At 59.5% G+C, this 15,963-nt stretch carries 16 protein-coding genes and 4 pseudogenes; 8 read left to right on the forward strand and 12 right to left on the reverse strand.

Annotation, left to right across the window (positions count from 1 at the left end; translation table 11 throughout):
• Positions 1-683 precede the first annotated feature (683 nt).
• The 7 genes and pseudogenes from K6N12_RS34225 to K6N12_RS25930 all read right to left on the reverse strand — a co-directional run.
• A pseudogene (locus K6N12_RS34225) lies at positions 684-764 on the reverse strand (Fic family protein); the annotation flags it as partial.
• Positions 765-1,059: 295 nt separating this feature from the next.
• Positions 1,060-1,444, reverse strand: a pseudogene (locus K6N12_RS25905) (transposase); the annotation flags it as partial.
• Between the two features lie 90 nt (positions 1,445-1,534).
• On the reverse strand, positions 1,535-2,701 hold the full coding sequence (locus K6N12_RS25910) for an ATP-binding protein (protein WP_222135065.1): 1,167 nt from the start codon (positions 2,699-2,701) through the stop codon (positions 1,535-1,537).
• A gap of 247 nt (positions 2,702-2,948) precedes the next feature.
• Positions 2,949-4,097, reverse strand: coding sequence for a site-specific integrase (locus tag K6N12_RS25915; RefSeq protein ID WP_222149006.1), 1,149 nt, complete (start codon positions 4,095-4,097; stop codon positions 2,949-2,951).
• A 358-nt stretch (positions 4,098-4,455) separates the two neighbouring features.
• A pseudogene (locus K6N12_RS25920) lies at positions 4,456-4,907 on the reverse strand (IS66 family transposase); the annotation flags it as partial.
• A 540-nt stretch (positions 4,908-5,447) separates the two neighbouring features.
• Positions 5,448-5,985: pseudogene (locus K6N12_RS25925) on the reverse strand (hypothetical protein).
• A gap of 172 nt (positions 5,986-6,157) precedes the next feature.
• Positions 6,158-7,054, reverse strand: a complete 897-nt coding sequence (locus K6N12_RS25930) for a LysR family transcriptional regulator (RefSeq protein ID WP_131711418.1) — start codon at positions 7,052-7,054, stop codon at positions 6,158-6,160.
• Positions 7,055-7,185: 131 nt separating this feature from the next.
• Here K6N12_RS25930 and K6N12_RS25935 point away from each other — a divergent pair, with 131 nt between their 5' ends.
• Both K6N12_RS25935 and K6N12_RS25940 read left to right on the forward strand, forming a co-directional pair.
• Positions 7,186-7,515, forward strand: a complete 330-nt coding sequence (locus K6N12_RS25935; RefSeq protein WP_131711419.1) for a nuclear transport factor 2 family protein — start codon at positions 7,186-7,188, stop codon at positions 7,513-7,515.
• A complete protein-coding gene (locus K6N12_RS25940; RefSeq protein ID WP_222149007.1) occupies positions 7,512-8,291 on the forward strand; it encodes an SDR family oxidoreductase in 780 nt (259 codons plus the stop codon). The genes K6N12_RS25935 and K6N12_RS25940 overlap by 4 nt, the downstream gene beginning before the upstream one ends.
• Before the next feature lie 25 nt (positions 8,292-8,316).
• On the opposite strand, the gene K6N12_RS25945 is transcribed toward K6N12_RS25940, so the two are convergent.
• Entirely contained in the window at positions 8,317-8,784 is a 468-nt protein-coding gene (locus K6N12_RS25945) for a MarR family winged helix-turn-helix transcriptional regulator (protein ID WP_222135042.1), read from the reverse strand.
• A 140-nt stretch (positions 8,785-8,924) separates the two neighbouring features.
• Here K6N12_RS25945 and K6N12_RS25950 point away from each other — a divergent pair, with 140 nt between their 5' ends.
• From K6N12_RS25950 to K6N12_RS34230, 3 genes are all read left to right on the forward strand, one after another.
• A complete protein-coding gene (locus K6N12_RS25950; RefSeq protein ID WP_222135043.1) occupies positions 8,925-9,719 on the forward strand; it encodes an alpha/beta fold hydrolase in 795 nt (264 codons plus the stop codon).
• Between the two features lie 188 nt (positions 9,720-9,907).
• On the forward strand, positions 9,908-11,518 hold the full coding sequence (locus K6N12_RS25955; protein ID WP_222135044.1) for a GMC family oxidoreductase: 1,611 nt from the start codon (positions 9,908-9,910) through the stop codon (positions 11,516-11,518).
• Positions 11,519-11,815: 297 nt separating this feature from the next.
• Positions 11,816-11,983 carry a type 2 periplasmic-binding domain-containing protein gene (locus K6N12_RS34230; RefSeq protein WP_246645618.1) on the forward strand — a complete coding sequence of 56 codons (168 nt, stop codon included), beginning with the start codon at positions 11,816-11,818 and terminating at the stop codon, positions 11,981-11,983.
• A 126-nt stretch (positions 11,984-12,109) separates the two neighbouring features.
• Here K6N12_RS34230 and K6N12_RS25965 read toward each other — a convergent pair whose 3' ends face one another.
• From K6N12_RS25965 to K6N12_RS25970, 3 genes are all read right to left on the reverse strand, one after another.
• A complete protein-coding gene (locus tag K6N12_RS25965) occupies positions 12,110-12,643 on the reverse strand; it encodes a pirin family protein (RefSeq protein ID WP_246645619.1) in 534 nt (177 codons plus the stop codon).
• A 20-nt stretch (positions 12,644-12,663) separates the two neighbouring features.
• Entirely contained in the window at positions 12,664-12,858 is a 195-nt protein-coding gene (locus tag K6N12_RS34235) for a hypothetical protein (RefSeq protein WP_246645620.1), read from the reverse strand.
• A 63-nt stretch (positions 12,859-12,921) separates the two neighbouring features.
• A complete protein-coding gene (locus tag K6N12_RS25970; RefSeq protein WP_222135045.1) occupies positions 12,922-13,497 on the reverse strand; it encodes an isochorismatase family protein in 576 nt (191 codons plus the stop codon).
• Positions 13,498-13,636: 139 nt separating this feature from the next.
• On the opposite strand from K6N12_RS25970, the gene K6N12_RS25975 reads away from it, so the two are divergent.
• Positions 13,637-14,521: a LysR family transcriptional regulator gene (locus K6N12_RS25975; RefSeq protein WP_222135046.1), complete on the forward strand. Its 885-nt coding sequence runs from the start codon at positions 13,637-13,639 to the stop codon at positions 14,519-14,521.
• 13 nt (positions 14,522-14,534) lie between these two features.
• Here K6N12_RS25975 and K6N12_RS25980 read toward each other — a convergent pair whose 3' ends face one another.
• Complete coding sequence (locus K6N12_RS25980) at positions 14,535-14,864, reverse strand: winged helix-turn-helix transcriptional regulator (RefSeq protein ID WP_222135066.1); 330 nt, start codon at positions 14,862-14,864, stop codon at positions 14,535-14,537.
• Positions 14,865-14,970: 106 nt separating this feature from the next.
• On the opposite strand from K6N12_RS25980, the gene K6N12_RS34240 reads away from it, so the two are divergent.
• Positions 14,971-15,321, forward strand: a complete 351-nt coding sequence (locus K6N12_RS34240) for an alcohol dehydrogenase catalytic domain-containing protein (RefSeq protein ID WP_246645621.1) — start codon at positions 14,971-14,973, stop codon at positions 15,319-15,321.
• 28 nt (positions 15,322-15,349) lie between these two features.
• Positions 15,350-15,952, forward strand: a complete 603-nt coding sequence (locus K6N12_RS34245) for a zinc-binding dehydrogenase (protein ID WP_246645622.1) — start codon at positions 15,350-15,352, stop codon at positions 15,950-15,952.
• Positions 15,953-15,963 lie beyond the last annotated feature (11 nt).

A 15,963-nucleotide genomic window follows, 5' to 3' on the forward strand; every position in this document is an offset into this window, starting at 1 on the left:
TCAGTATCGATCACGGAGATCAGCGTCGACGGTTCTGGCGGTTGCGATCTCGCTCCCTGCCTGCGTGCTTCATGCTTTTCGGCGGTGAAAAGCTTTGCGCGCCCTTGGAGTTACTCGGCTCGCAGAAGAACATGGGTGTTGGAGGGCATAGGCGAAGGAGGTCTTCGAATGTTCATTAAGGAAGCTATGCCACCTGTTTCGTCGCGCTTGTGCCCCGCTGGAGATAATTGTGCATTGATGCCTAGAGGTCCCGAACTTGTAGTCGGGGTGTGCGGCACCCGCCAAGCAGAAGAGTCCCAGGTATGACGGCAATGGCGCTTTCGGGTGTGAGTTCTGGGGGCCGTCTCGCCCGGGAGAGATGGACGGGTGGGGGTGCCGATCGTCGCCTCGTTTTCCCTCCTCTATCCGACATAAGCTGCTTATCCACGGACGGAGAGGGCCGGGCAGGGTCCGGTCGACACACCCGTTTGGCCGGGACATCAACTGAATTTTTTTATTGGTCGCGTTGGGCGAACCACGCGATCTCAATAAGAGGGACTCAAAAGGTAACAGCTGTTACCTTTTGAGTGCATACAAGGATGTGACCCTTCTCTTACCTCAAAAAGCTCACTCACTAAAAGCGACACAGCTTCGGGGAACTTCGGACGTTACCGGTAGGTGCCGAGCGGTCTGACGTTCAAAGTGTGACGAATTGCGCCGATCACTTCCCCCGAGGACAGAAGGAATCGGCTTTCGAGTGGTTCAAGCGGCGCATGAACATAGATGAAATGCGGCCAACCTTCCTACGTCCAGTTCCACTTCATGAGTTATAGGCGGCCTCTATAACTCACGATAATTTATTGCGATGAGTGATAGAAATGAACTCTATCGCTCATGTAATGGATCAAAGGTGGTCGCGGAGACCCAGAGAGCACCTTGAAAGGTTCGAATCGACGTCATCCAAAGGACAGCAAACCCATGTGTCGGCAATCAAACGCGCCGCGTTCGGCTGCGTTACAACCAGCACTCAAAGCGTATGAGCATGCGTCAGCAAAGGATCGGATGTGGACGTTTTTCGGAGGGTGAGTGTGGCCGCAAGTACCAGAGCCGAGCACCAGCGTTGCGGATCATCTGACGGATGGCGGTCGACTTGTGGGAGCCGAGATTATCCATCACGACGATGTCGCCGGGTTTGAGCGCTGGTACGATTTGCTGCTCGACATAGGCGCGAAGCACTCACCGTTGATCGGTCCATCGAAGACACAGGGTGCGGTGAGCCGATCGCAGCGCGGTGGCCGCCCATCTTCCCAGGCGCGACAGAACCGCTCGAACGATAACGCTGCCACCACTTTACCGCTGAAGACACGGCAATACCGTACTGCGCCGCAACCGACCGGCAGCTCTCACGGGCTTCGATTGCAGCAACAATACGCTCACGAAGATCATTGGAAAGAGGTCGCGTCATTCGATGCTGGCCTCCACTCCAGCCAGCATCTTGAATCACAAAACACCCAAAAACGGAATCCCTGCCGATTCAACTAAATCCGGATACGCCCTAAGTAAGACTAATCAGAGCTTTGCCTATCGAGGCTAGCGGCATTGCTTCCACATCGTGCTTTAGGGGGAAAGTTTCCTGCCCAGGGTAAACGACGATGCGTCGTGCCGGGTCGAGATCTTCACATGCAAGATAGAAGCCTTTCTCGAGTTTCGGTGTCAGGCTCCGCTTGATTTCGATAGCCCAAGGTCGTTCGCCCGGGGGCGTTAGAAGAACGTCGATCTCGGCACCAGCCGACGTCCGATAAAAATTGCACTGAGTTCCGGGCGGCGCTGCTGCAATCAAGGTCTCGATCACGAATCCTTCCCAGCTTGCTCCGGCGACCGGGTGCCCGAGAAGGTCCTCCTGAGTGGTCAGTCCCAAAAGGGTGTGGGTGATGCCGCTATCGCGAACATAGACCCGCGGTGATTTGACCAGGCGTTTGCCAATGTTCGCGTGCCAGGGCTCTAGGCGTCGTACGAGGAGTAGATCAACCAGGAGATCGAGATAGGAGGCGACCGTCTTGCCATCGACGCCGAGCGAACGCGCAAATTCCGCGGCATTTAGCAGTCCTGATTGGTGATGCGCAAGCATGGTCCAGAAGCGCCGCAATGTCTCGGCTGGAATGCGAGGACCAAGCAAGGAAATGTCTCGTTCCAGATAGGTTAGAATAAAGTCTTGCCGCCAGCGCTGGCTTTCACGATCACTCGCTGCTAGGAAACTATCTGGGAAGCCGCCCCGCACCCATAGCGTATTCAGATCGTCAACTGGCACTTCCAGGCCGTCGATCGGACCCATTTCAAGGTAGGCGATGCGACCGGCCAGCGTCTCACCCGACTGTTTCAATAGATCGATAGATGCGGACCCGAGCAGCAGGAAATGGCCAGCCTTTCTTCCATTTCGCCGGCCCCGGTCGATAAGCCCACGCAAGTTCTGAAAAAGATTTGGTAGCCGGTGAACCTCATCCAGGATAACGAGCTTGTCGCTGTGCTGGCTGAGATATAGTTCCGGCTCGGTGAGTTTGGCGCGGTCGGCATCCGATTCCAGGTCGAGATAGATTGATGGGCGCTGTTCGGCTATGGCAAGCGCCAGCGTCGTCTTGCCGACCTGACGCGGGCCAATGAGCGCAACGGCGGGGCTCGAATCGATCAACTCAATCAGTTTTGTAGATATTCGACGTTCAATCATCCTTGCATTTATGGAGGGTAATTCCGTAATTGCAAGGACAATATGTTGAGTTTGGGCTGTATCAGTTGGCGCGTCGCGCGGCGTACACATTGGTGTGTGCCTAACGGCTCGCCGCGCCGGTCGCGCTGGCGACTGTCTGGGACGGCCGCGAAATTCCCCGCCTCGGCATGGGATGCTCGGCGATCAATGGCCTCTCCTCGGTGACAGAAGAGCGCTGCATCCGCGCGTCGCATACGAACATCATATATCACACCATCTGAGCCGCCCGCCCGCTTCGACGTGTCGCGCTGTTGTAGTAACTTGACGCTTGTTGAATCGAGCGGTGGCGGGACTGCTCCATCGCCTCCGGCAGAGGGATGCCACGGTTTGCCGCCTCGGTCAGATATCCAGATCGTAGCCCGTGCGCGGAAAACTCCCCAGGATCCAACCCAGCCATCTCCGCTCGCTGCTTGAGGATGGCATTGATCGACTGCGGATCGATCGCCCGCCGCGACACTGTCCCCCACCGCCCGATCGCCCGAAACACGCTCCCGCTGTCGATCTTCGACGCCGCCATCCAGGCATTGAGTGCCTCTACCGGCCGGCCCGTCAGATAGACGACGTCGTCCTGTTCGCCGCTGCTGGTTTTGGTGCGACCGAGATGGATGGCGAGGGAGGGGAGGGGGGTACCATTCTCGACCGGGATCGGCGGTTCGATTGTCAACTGCTCCTTGCGCAGCCCGGCGATTTCGCTCCGCCTTCTCCCGCCGGAGGCAAAGGCCACCATCAGGATCGCCCGGTCGCGCAGATCACGCAGGCTATCGGTCGCGCAGGTCGCCAGCAATTTGGCCAGCACGTCGCCGGTGACCGCCTTGGCGCTCTTGCGACCCCGCGTCCGGGGGACGGCGCGCACGGCGAGACGAATGGCCGACTTGAGGGCAGGGGAGGCGAAGGCACCATTGAGGCCACGCCATTTGCTCAATGTCGACCAGTTGGCCAGTCGCCGGCGCACCGTCGATGGCGCGTGCGGGCCAACGGATTTGAGAAACCCCTGTTGCCGAAGCTTTTCGTCGACGTCTGCGGGCATGCCGTGATCCGCATCCGTCTCGCGGCGCTGCGGGTCCCAAAGGTGGTGGGCGACGAATTTCAGCAGCAGCGCCTCGGGCGCCGGCCAGGGCAGGGGGTTTCCGGTCGCCGCCAGTCCCCAGGCTTCAAGGTAAGTGAGATCCGAAGTCAGCGCCCGCAGCGTATTGTCGCCCATGCCTTGGTTGACGAGATGGCGCAGCGTCTCGACATCGTGGTCGCTCAGTAGCTCGGCGAGCTCGTTACGGCGTTCGATCGGCAGGACGGCGGCGATCGTGTCGAGTTCTTCGGCGCGCCGCTCAACCGCGGACAATGATTTCTTGGGTTTGGCCACAGGCGCTCCAAAAGCACGGTCTCGGCGGCCTCCATGGCCGTGATTTGCTGCGATTCTTTCTGATTTGCGGGTCGAAATCAATCTACCATCGATAAGAGGTACTTATCGATGGTTACAATGCCAACTGTTCTTCCGCTTCTCTAACGGAAGCAAATTGGCCAATGAATTCCACTTGGTGATTTAGTTACCATGATTTCATAATGTTACAATCTTCCAAACTAATGGATTCATGGCTGATGCTCGTAAGCGGGGCTGATTTGATGGCCGTGCCGACACAATCAGCATGTCTGACGCCGAGCAGGGTGCTCGAAGGGCCGAGAGCGTTCAGGCGCGAGCTGCAACCAGGGAGGCCAGGGGTCACCTCGGCCCGCACGACCAGATCCCGCACCACGCAATCCTTGTAGCCCTTAAGCGCGATCCGGGTGGTGCGTTGGCAGGCAGCACCTCTTCGCGCGTGACGCTGCCCTTGTCGCCTTTCGGCCCGCGACGCCGCGCAGGCTTTCGGCTGCCGGCAACCGTTTTGTCACTTGTTGCCTGTTCTATGCCCGACGGCCTGAAGGGTGGGCGCGGCGGCAGGTTTTTAAGCCGCGCAATCTCGTCGCGCAGAAGCTGGTTGTCGACCTTCAGCCGCGTGTTCTCTACCCTGAGCAGGTCGTTGTCTTCACGAAGCTTTCGGTTGTCAGCCTCAAGCTTCTCGATCCGGATTTCTGCCCGATCAGCCCGCTCCACCAGACCAGTCACCAACTCCCGCAGCGCCTTCAGCGACAGCGTGTCGGCATGCGCGGCCAGGGGGAGGCGGCGCTTCGTCATAAAGCAAGTGAATCATGATTCACAAATAACAGGAATCCCTTCTGCCACCAGATCTGCTCCAGTTACGATGCTCGGTGGCTGGGTCAGATTCGGTGGCAACGCCCACTATTATGCGCTGTCGCACCGGCACGATCATTCCAAACGCCGGCTCCAGCCTAGCTTTTTAGGCGCGGACAAATCTCAGAATAGGCCTTCAGCGTCCTCCAGCTGATAGCCCTGCAAGGCCAACATGGGATCGAGTGATGGCGGGGGCAAATGGCCCTGACAACTAAGGGTGATAAAGATCCCGGTTCTCATCTCCAAAATTGCGGCATCATCTCCTAAGTGCTCGACAAAACGCCGGTTAGCAAAGTTACGGTCCTCAACGGGTGTGATATCAACCAGCTCGCCACTGGGGCTCCGTAAAACGGAGTGAGCGGTTTACCCGCGACTATCAGGGCCAAAGCTTGCGTAGCAAAGCCATCCTCGCACTGGCGCATATTCAATGTGGTGTTTCACCCGAACTCATCATCATGTCTCGGCGTCTTCATACTCTGTCGATCAACGAATTAGGCCATCGAGATCGAAGTCTTCCCAGCCCCGGAGGCTCGACGCAGCCCTCGCTCTCTTCTCGGCCTTCGCCTTCGCATCCTCAACGCGCCACCATCGACGGCACCACGGTCAAGACGATCCTCAACCACCTTCGGATCAAAGACTCTGGCGGGCGCGTCCCGCAAGCCTCACGGTTCTCGTTCCAGCGCTCGGAAGCCGGCCGTCTGCAAGCCAGCGATGCCGCTCGCTCGTCTTCATGCCGAGGATATCCTGGATCTCGCGCGGGATGACGGGCAGGGATGGCGCTTCTTCTAACGCTTTGGAGACGACCGAAGCCACGGCATTGAAAGCAGCCTTAGCATCGGCTGGCATTGCCAAGATAAGATCAACTCCTTCGAGGGAGATCGCTTTCTTGGAACATAGGTGGGAGTCGCGCCTGGATCTCCTGGAGAAGCCCCTTTGCCCTCACTAACGACCCCATGGTGACCGCTGTCGACAAGGTCCACGTCCTAATCAGCTCGATGTCGCTCTTCTCGTGTTTCGCCATGCGGCCTAGATGGTGTGAACCGCATGGTCGGTCAATGCATCCGGTCCGCAACATCGTGATGAATGTGTGGCGGTGTCCGGCGACCGGCGGAGACGCAATCACGGTCTCGATCAATGTTGGAAACCGGCAACATCGAGACCAAGCAGCAGTCGCAGGATGCAACCTCGGGCGCTCAACCTCTCGCGAACTCGCGGGCAGCCTGAATGAACGCGGTGAAAGCGGCCGGGGGGTTCTTCCTGCCGGGGTAGTACAGAGCTAGTGGCGCCAGAGACGGTGTCCAGTCTTCCAACACACGTACAAGCCGACCGGCAACGATGTCATCCCGCACGTCCGCCTCCATAACGTAGCCGAGACCGATGCCATTCCGCGCCGCGATCCTGACAAGACTTGACTCGTCCAAGGTGATCGAACCCTGCACGTCGATCTGTAGCGCTTCCCCGTCCCTCTCGAATTTCCATCGGAACAGCGCGTTGTTGGGAAGACGGGCGCGGATGCAGCGAAACCGGTAGAGGTCGGCTGGGACGTTTGGCGTGCCATGCGTACGCAGGAATTCCGGCGACGCGACAACGGCGTTGCTGCGTTTGAGGCCGAGTGGTACGGCGATCATGTCAGCGGGGACGAGATCCGCTGGCCTCAGGCCAAGGTCGAAGCCCGCTGCGACGATGTCGACGATCCGGCCTTCAGTGACCAGGTCGACATGCACCTGCGGATAGCGCTGGAGGAACGAGAGGATTAGCGGTTCCATCACCTCTCGGGCGGCGGTGGCAAACGCATTGATGCGCAGTGTGCCGGTCGGAACCTCCTGTAGCGACTGGGCCGCCTGCATCGCGTCACGGATATCGGTCACAGCCGGCCCAACCCGCTCGACAAAGGTTCGCCCCGCATCGGTCAGCGACACGCTTCTTGTCGTCCGGTTGAACAGGCGGATGCCCAGTCGCTGCTCAAGCTTCCCGATGGAATTGCTCAAGGCAGTGGTGGATATGCCCAGATCAAGGGCGGCGGCTCGGAAGGACCCGATGCGGGCGATCGCCAGAACGGCATCGAGTTCAGCGAGAACGGATCGGGTCATTGTCCCTCTTTTCGCAACGTTTCATCCTCGTTTATCCGGCTTATCCCGTCAATAAGGGTGGTCTACCTTTCTGTCAGTCGACGTCAAAGAGTCGAACCACGTCGATACAGAGAGAATGACTGGAGGACCGAATGACGATCAAATTACCAAAGGCCATCGAAGCCTATTTCGAGGCAGACCGGACAGGCAGTCCGGATGCCATCGCTGGCACCTTCACCGAAAACGGCATCGTGAAGGATAAGGGCAAGACCCATATGGGACGCGATGCTATCCGCGCATGGATGGCCGATGAGGCTCAGCAATACAGCTACACCGTGGAACCCTTTTTGATCACCATCGAGAACGGCAAGACGCAGGTAACGGCACACACAGCTGGCGACTTCCCTGGCAGCCCGATCGACCTGCGTTTTGTCTTCGCCCTGTCGGGCGAAAAGGTAGCTGAACTGGAGATCACGATATGAGCGCTTTTCTTACCCTTGAGGGCCGTCGGGCTCTCATCACTGGCGGCACTGCGGGTGCAGGCGCGGCAACCGTGGCGCTGTTCAAGGAACTCGGCGCCGGTGTGCTCACCACAGCTCGCAAGAAGCCGGCGGACGTTTCCGGCGCGGCCTTCGTCGAAGCCGACCTGGCCACTTTGGATGGCGTCCAGACCGTTGTTGACGCCGTTCACCAGGAGCTCGGCGGAGTGGATATCCTCGTGAATATGCTGGGTGGCTCCTCGGCACCTTCCGGCGGATTCGCTGCGCTCACCGAAGACGAATGGGAAAAGGAATTAAACCTCAACTTTTTCCCGGCTGTTAGGTTAGATCGCGCGCTCATTCCCGGGATGATCGCCCAGGGAAGCGGGGTCGTTATTCACGTGACCTCGATCCAGCGGGTCCTTCCGCTGCATCAGGCGACGACCGGCTACGCATCAGCGAAGGGTGCGCTCAACACTTACAGCAAAGGCATCTCCAAGGAGGTTTCTCCGAAGGGTGTGCGGGTGGTGCGGGTTTCTCCCGGCTGGATCGCCGATCCGGGCTCCAATGGTCTCGCGCTTCGTATCGCGGAGGAAACCGGCATCAGTTACGACGAAGCTGTGCAGACGATCATGGATTCCCTTGGTGGCATACCGCTGGGCCGGCCGGCCAAGCCGGGAGAAGTCGCCGACCTGATCGCCTTCCTTGCCTCGGACCGAGCTTCGTCTATCACCGGGACCGAGCATGTGATCGACGGTGGGACTGTTCCCACAGCTTGAATATCCAGGCCAATCTACCGCCCGGTCAGGCGGGTGCATCCCACCCGCCGATCTGGGAGTAGATCGCATCGCGCAGAAACCGCACGTCTCGGTTCAAGGCCGCGAGCTGCGGCGGTGTCTGGGTCGAGGCTGCAAGCAAGGTGTCGCTGAGGCAGCCGGCCCTGTGCTGCAATGCGCGCCCCTGGTCAGTCAGCGCCACCAGAACCTGGCGTTCATTGCTGAGATTTCGTGTCCGGCTCACATGCCCGGCAGCTTCCAGGCGTTTCAGAAGAGGTGTCAACGTGCTGGATTCCAGAGCAAGCTGGTCGGCAATGGAAACCACGGTCTGCTCGTCGCGCCCCCATAGAACGTTCAGGACGAGATATTGCGGATATGTCAGCCCAAGCTCGTCGAGCAGCGGCTTGTAGGCGCGCTGAATTGCGATGCCGGCGGTATAGATCGCATAGCAGAGTTGGTCGCGCAGGGGCGGGGGATCGTTGTGGCGTTGCGTCATTTTGAACTCCTGTGCTGACACATATAATCGTAAATATCACGAAAACCAATATCGCGATAAGAATCAAGTTGACGTAGGGTTTCAACTCTGTCAGCTTGCATATCGCGATAACAATTATCGCAAATGATGAGGAGAAAGTCATGACACGCGGGACCATCACCACGATTGCTGCAATCGCATTTGCAGCCTCCCTTTCGGTCGCCTTGCCGGCCAAGGCCGCTGAATCGCTTCCGCAAGATCAATCGGTTAGAAACGTCGTTCTGGTTCACGGTGCATTCGTGGACGGCTCCGGCTGGAAGGGTGTCTACGACAATCTCACAAGACGAGGCTATCGCGTCACCATCGTGCAAAACCCGCTGACGTCGCTTGCGGACGATGTTGCCGCCACCAAGCGTGCCCTGGAGCTGCAAGACGGTCCGGTCATTCTCGTTGGACACTCCTGGGGCGGCTCCGTCATCACGCAAGCCGGGATCGATGAGAAGGTGAAAGGTCTTGTCTATGTCTCTGCGCTCTCCCCGGATGCTGGCGAGACGACGGCGCAGCAGTACGAGGGATTTGCGCCTGCGTCCGAGTTCGTTATCGAGACCACGAAGGATGGTTTCGGCTACGTCAGCCCGGCCAAGTTCAAGTCGGGCTTTGCCCACGACGTCAGCGACGCCGATGCCGCGTTCATGAGTTCGTCTCAAGTGCCGATCAACATGTCCGCGTTCGGCACGAAGCTTGAAAATGCCGCCTGGCGGACCAAGCCGAGCTGGGCCGTCATCGCCACCGAGGACAAGGCTTTTGATCAGGCCATGCTGATCCACATGGCAGAGCGCATCAATGCCAAGATCACCAAGGTGTCAGCAAGCCACGCCCTGTTCATGACGCAGCCGAAGGTGGTCGCAGATACAATCGATGAGGCTGCCAAGTCTGTCTCGGCAAAGAAGCAATAACCTAGACACCCTCATCGGGACAGACTGCACTGTCCCGATGACGGTGAGCACAGCCCGTTACAGCAAGGTGTGTCGGCGACGATGCAGCCACGTAAAACGCCGCAAGAACTCCGGCAGAAATCCATTGCGTGTCGGCCTCTCCCCGGCATTTTCGAAATTTTCCCAAACACATTCACGGAGGTAACCACGTGAAGCTCAATACGTATGACCAAAGTCCGCCCGCTCCTCAGCGCGAGGCCGATCATGTTTTCGACTTCATCGTCTGCGGCGCCGGGTCGAGCGGTTCCGTGGTCGCAGCGCGACTGGCAGAGGATGGGAATGCCAGCGTTCTCCTGCTTGAGGCAGGCGGAGACGATGCGGCCGAGTCTGTTTCGAATCCTGCGCAGTGGCCGCTCAATCTCGGTTCGAGCCGTGATTGGGGTTTTGTTGGGCAACCGGCACCTGGCTTGCATGGCCGACGTCTGCCTCTCAGCATGGGCAAGGGACTTGGCGGAGGCTCGAGCATCAATGTCATGGTGTGGGCGAGAGGGCACAAGGCGGATTGGGACCACTTTGCTGCCGAAGCGGGCGATGACGCCTGGGGCTATCAGTCGATCCTTGGGTATTATCGTCGGATCGAAGACTGGCGCGGCGCTCCGGACCCAATGCGTCGCGGTGTGGGAGGGCCGGCGTATGTTGCGCAGCCGGAGGCTCCCCAGCCAGTCGCCGAGGCTTTGTTGCGTGCGGCATCCACGATCGGCATTCCGGTCTACGACACGCCGAACGGTGAAATGATGGAAGGTCCAGGCGGCGCATCGATTGCGGAGCTGCGGATCCGGGATGGCAAACGGGAATCCGTTTTCGGATCTTATGTCCGTCCACTCCTATCGCGTCCAAACCTGACAGTGCTCACCGGTGCGATGGTCTCGCGCCTCATCTTTGTTGGCAAGCGCGTCTCGGGAGTTGAGGTTCTTGTCGATGGCCAGAGACGACAGTTCACGGCGCGTGCCGAGACGGTCCTGTCACTTGGCGCCATCAACACGCCAAAGGTGTTGATGCAGTCCGGAATTGGTCCGAAAGAAGAGTTGCACGCCCACGGCATTCCTGCCGTTCAGCACCTGCCGGGTGTCGGTCGCAATCATCAGGATCACCTCGCTTTCGGCTGCACCTGGGCCTATCAAAAAGCGGAAGCTATCGGTGGTAGCGGCTGCGAAGCAAAGCTCTACTGGAAAAGTGACTCGCGTCTTTCCCAGCCCGACATACTTCAGTGCCAGTTGGAATTTGCCGTGCCGTCGCCGATCGAGACAGGTCTCGAGACGCCTGAACATGGCTGGACGATGTTTAATGGTCTTGCCCAACCCAAAAGCCGTGGTCGGTTGCGGCTCTCCGGCCCAAACGCAGATGACCCTATCCTGATCGAACCAAATTCTCTCAGTGAACCGGAAGACATGGCTGCGGCCTTGGTCGCCGTGGAGTTGTGCCGCGACCTCGGAAACAGCGACGCCTTCAAGCCCCTCGTAACCGGCGAGACAGCGCCGGGTGCGCGCGACAGATCAGCAATGATCGACTTCATACGGCGCTCGGCCGTGACCTATTGGCATCAATCTTGCACAGCCAAGATGGGACGCGACAGCATGTCTGTGGTCGACAACGAGCTCAAGGTCTACGGCATAGATGGACTTCGCATCGCTGACTCCTCGATCTTGCCGCGCATCACCACTGGCAATACGATGGCGCCGTGCGTGGTTATCGGAGAGCGGGCAGCAGATCTCATGCGGAAAAAGCATAGTCTCGCTGGCCTGAGAAAAGGCCTCACTTAGGCCATTCCAAGAAAGATTCAGTTTGTGCTCGGCGGTCACCATTGGCCGCCGAGCTTCAATTGGAAACGGGTTCCCGTCAGGCGAGCTCCAATGGCTTGCCAGTCACTCGTCAACAGCGAAGTCGGTCAAGACCGAGACGGTGCGCCATTCATCTCTGCATCCGCAATATCTATCCAAGCGGCAAACCCTATGCCCGGGAGTTAAGCCGCTCAGGCAGATCATCGAGTTCGAGCCGACCGAATCTCTTTCGCTCGATGACCATGAACTGATAGTCGAGACCACGCTTTCGGGCGTGGGGTGACTTATGTCTGGGAGGAACGGGCGCGTCCGTATGTCCAGAATGGCAGCCTGATCGAATGCCTGACATCCTGGAATGCGCCAGAGGACTGGCTTTATCTCTACTACCGACGCGAAAATACCTGTGGGCCGGTTTGCGCGCCGTTTATCGAGGCGCTGCGCGTCTGAATGGGGTGATGAACAGACGGCTCGATTCCCTTCAAGGCGAGGAGGCCGACCCCAGCTTTACCATGGCGAGGCGGAGCAGAACGGTGATATCTCCACGCCGCCATCAATAGATGTGGCATCTCTAGTTTAACCGACGCGTTTCTGGTTCCCGCTGAACATGCCGCCACGAAACACGTGTACCTCAACGTCGAACGCGAACAGGACGACATCTGAATCGGCCCTGGCTGTGAGCTGGCGATTAAACGAGCGCGTGAACGCGCTTTCGCCGGTTGTGAGCGTGACGTCGCCAAAATCTATCGCCCCGTCGAAGACATAGAGCACAACACCCGTCCGGGAATCGCCCGCAGCGCGCAGGGTTAGCCGGGTGTCCTTCGTAATGCGGGCGTCGAACACAAGGACGTTCGATCGCACGGTTAGCGGCGCCCCCTGCGGCCCGGCAATCAAACGCCAATTGTTCTCGCTGCTCTCGTCAACGAAATCATGAAACTGCACCATCGGTTCAAGATCGGGAGCGTTGGGCCGCAGGAAAATCTGCAGCGCTCGAACCGGGCTGTCCCCGAGCATCAGCTCTTCGTGCTGGAAGGTGTGGCCGGCATTCATCATGATGAAACGCTTCTTGTCGAGCTTCACCTCGTTGCCGACCGTGTCCCTGTGGAGCATCTCGCCGCGGCGGATATAGGTCAGGATCTCGTCGTCTTTGTGTGGTGCATGGCGATAAGGTGACCCGGCTGGACCTGGGCACGGTCGATCCTGCCGATCGGACCGATCCCGCTATCATCGGGCGTTGGGGAGAGACCCGGATATAGGATTTCGACGCCGAAGCCCTGACTGATGTTCCCGCGCATCCGGCCGGCTGGAATCTTGGTGATGGTCATGATTGTCTTCCTTCGATCCGGGGGCGGGCTCTTTGGCCCGCGCCAAGCGCGACCATTGCGCGCTCAATGATAGTTCAGGATGCCGACCAGTTTCTGACCCAGCGGACTCGTCCAGTCGACGGCGAGTTCGGAGATGATCTGGTCGACGGTGGTGATGATCGCTCCGGCCTTTTCCATGCGGCGTAGCGCGATGTCGTCGCCGTACTTGGTATAGGAGGCGGAAGCGTCGGCTGAGACCTGGACTTCGTAGCCTTCATCCAGCATCTGCAGGACCGGGAAGGTGACGCAGATCTCCGTCGTGACGCCTGCGACGAACAGCTTTTTCCGGCCGGTCGCTTCGACCGCCTGGTTGAAGCCATCGTGGTGCATGGCGTTGACGATGCCGGGGCGCTTGATGCGGGCTTCGAAGGCTTCGGGCAGGATTTCCTCGAGTTCCGGGAGTAGCGGTCCCTGGATCTGGTCTTCCATGCTGGATGTCAGGATGGTCGGGATGTTGGCGGCCTTGGCGATGCGGGCGAGCTTCAGCGCGTTCTGCTTGACCAGGTTGATATCGTGCGAGTGCGTCCACGCCATCGTGCCGATCTGATGATCGATCAGCAGCATTGCGGAATTTTCGGGGGTGAATACTTGCTTGTGCATTGTCGTGTTCCTTTTCCTTGTCGGCGGAGGTTGGTGAAATTCGTTTTTATCCGCTCGATGACTTGAATTTAGCGTTGCGATTGATGGCACGGTAGCTCAATGATTTGCCACTCTGTGGAACGGAAAATGGAACACAAAAATGATCTGCTTCGAGGACATGCAGACCTTCGTTGAGGTTGCAAACGGCGGCGGCATCACGGTTGCCGCCCGTCGTCTCGGACTGCCGAAATCGATCGTCAGCCGTCGTCTCGTCCGCCTCGAGACCGAACTTGGCGTCCAGCTTCTGGCGCGCACGACCAGAGGGGCATCACTCACGGAAGCTGGCGCCTCCTTCCGCGAGCACGCTGCCCGCATGTGCCTGGAAATGGACGTGGCGCGCGAGGAAATGCTGCCGACCGGTGAGCTGCGGGGGCGCCTGCGCGTCGCGGTTCCATCGTCCTTCGGTCCCGGACATTTCGCGCCGGCGCTGGCTGAGCTCGCTCGTCTCCATCCGCTCCTGCAGCTCCATGCGCACTACAGCGACCGTTACGTTGATCTGGTGTCAGAAGGCTTCGACTGCGGGATACGCGTCGGCTACCTGCAGGACTCGAACCTGACGGCGCGCAAGATCGGCGCTTTCGCGGCCGGGCTGTTTGCCAATCCGGACTATTTGAGTGCCCACGGCGTGCCGAAGAAGCCCTCGGACCTGCTCGAGCACCAGGCCATCCTACAAGGGACAGAAAGCTGGAAGGTGTCGGACGGCAGCCGAACGGTCGTCATCAATGGGCAGGGACGGTTCAAGGCCGATAGCGCTGTGGGTATCGCCGAAGGGACGGCGGCCGGGCTGGGCGTCGCGGCCCTCCCTGTCGTAATCGCGCAAAGCTACGTGACGGCGGGCACGCTCGCGCCGATCATGTCCGAATACACCCTGCCGGAGATCGGCGTCTACATCGTGCGGCCGCCGGGATCGCACGTGTCCCGGAAGGTCCGGGTTCTGATCGACTTCTTTGTCGAGAGGTTCTCCGCGAACGCTGCGGCTGGGTAGCGCAGAAGAGAATTTAGGACCGTGTCGCCGCACGCCGCTCCTGAAACGCAACGCCCCAGTCGCGCATGGCCATGAGCACGGGTGCGAGCGTCTGCCCGAACGGGGTGAGCGAGTACTCCACGCGCGGCGGAACCTCGGCAAAGACTTCGCGGGCGATGATCCCGTCGGCTTCAAGCTCTCGGAGCTGCATCGTCAGGGATCGCTGGCTCGGGTCGCCGACCAGGCGGCGCAGCTCGCCAAACCGGCGCGGGCCGTCCAGCAGCCGGTAGATGATCATCGGCTTCCACTTGCCGCCGGTGACGTCGACGGTGGTCTCGACGGGACACTTCTGGCCGAGGCCCATCATGGTCTCCAATGGTGTACTTTCTATCCCTATAGGCAGAACTGTTGCCTACTTGCAAGATCGCCTGTAACCCGCCTAGTTGGAACCAGTTGATTGGAGGTGCGCCATGCGAGCTGCGTTCTACGACAAACAAGGATCTGCGAGGGAAGTGCTGGTTGTCGGTGACCTGCCCGACCCGCACCCGGGAGCCGGAGAGGTCCGGGTGAAGGTGGTCGCCGGCCTCAATCCTTCCGACATCAAGACGAGAACCGGATTCGGCGGCAAAGCGATGCCATTTCCACGGATCGTTCCGCATCAGGACGGGTCGGGCGTCATCGACGCCGTCGGCCCCGGCGTGCCTGAGACGCGTCTCGGCGAGAGGGTGTGGATCTACATGGCACAATGGGGCAACGCTTTCGGCACGGCAGCGGAATTCGTCGTCGTGCCCTCCCTGCAGGCCCCACAACGTGGCCTTTGAGATCGGGGCGTCGCTCGGCGTTCCGGCAATGACCGCACATCGCTGCCTGTTCGCCAATGGAGACCTGCGCGGCAAGCGGGTTCTGGTGCAGGGTGGTGCCGGCGCGGTCGGCAATGCGGCGATCCTTCTTGCGAAATGGGCCGGGGCATGGGTGGCGGCGACGGTGAGCCGCAAGGAGCAGGCGGAGGTGGCGCGAGCGGCCGGGGCCGATCTCGCCATCAACAGGCACGAGGAGGACATCGGGTCGGCAGTCAAATTGGCAACCGAAGGCCGCGGCGTCGATCGTATCGTGGACGTCGACATCGCCGCCAATATCGACGTGGCGATCGTCTGTCTCGCCCGCGACGGCGTCGTCTCGGCCTACTCGACGGAATCACCGCAGGCCAAGCTTACAATACCGTTCTTCCCGGCGCTGCTAGGAGGCTTCTCATTCCGTTTCGTCTATGTCTACACCATGCCGGAAGCGGCGATGCGGCAGGCGGCCGAAGAGATTTCGGCCTGCGCCACGTCAGGGTCATACGTTCCGCAGATTGTAAAGACATATCCCCTCAACGCAATTGCCGAAGCGCATGAGTTTCAGAAGAGCGGCAAGGCCGTCGGAAAGGTCCTGATCGAGCTGCAGAATTCCTGAGCCGATCGGTT

It is taken from the genome of Rhizobium redzepovicii, assembly GCF_019793435.1.
Taxonomy (GTDB): domain Bacteria; phylum Pseudomonadota; class Alphaproteobacteria; order Rhizobiales; family Rhizobiaceae; genus Rhizobium; species Rhizobium redzepovicii.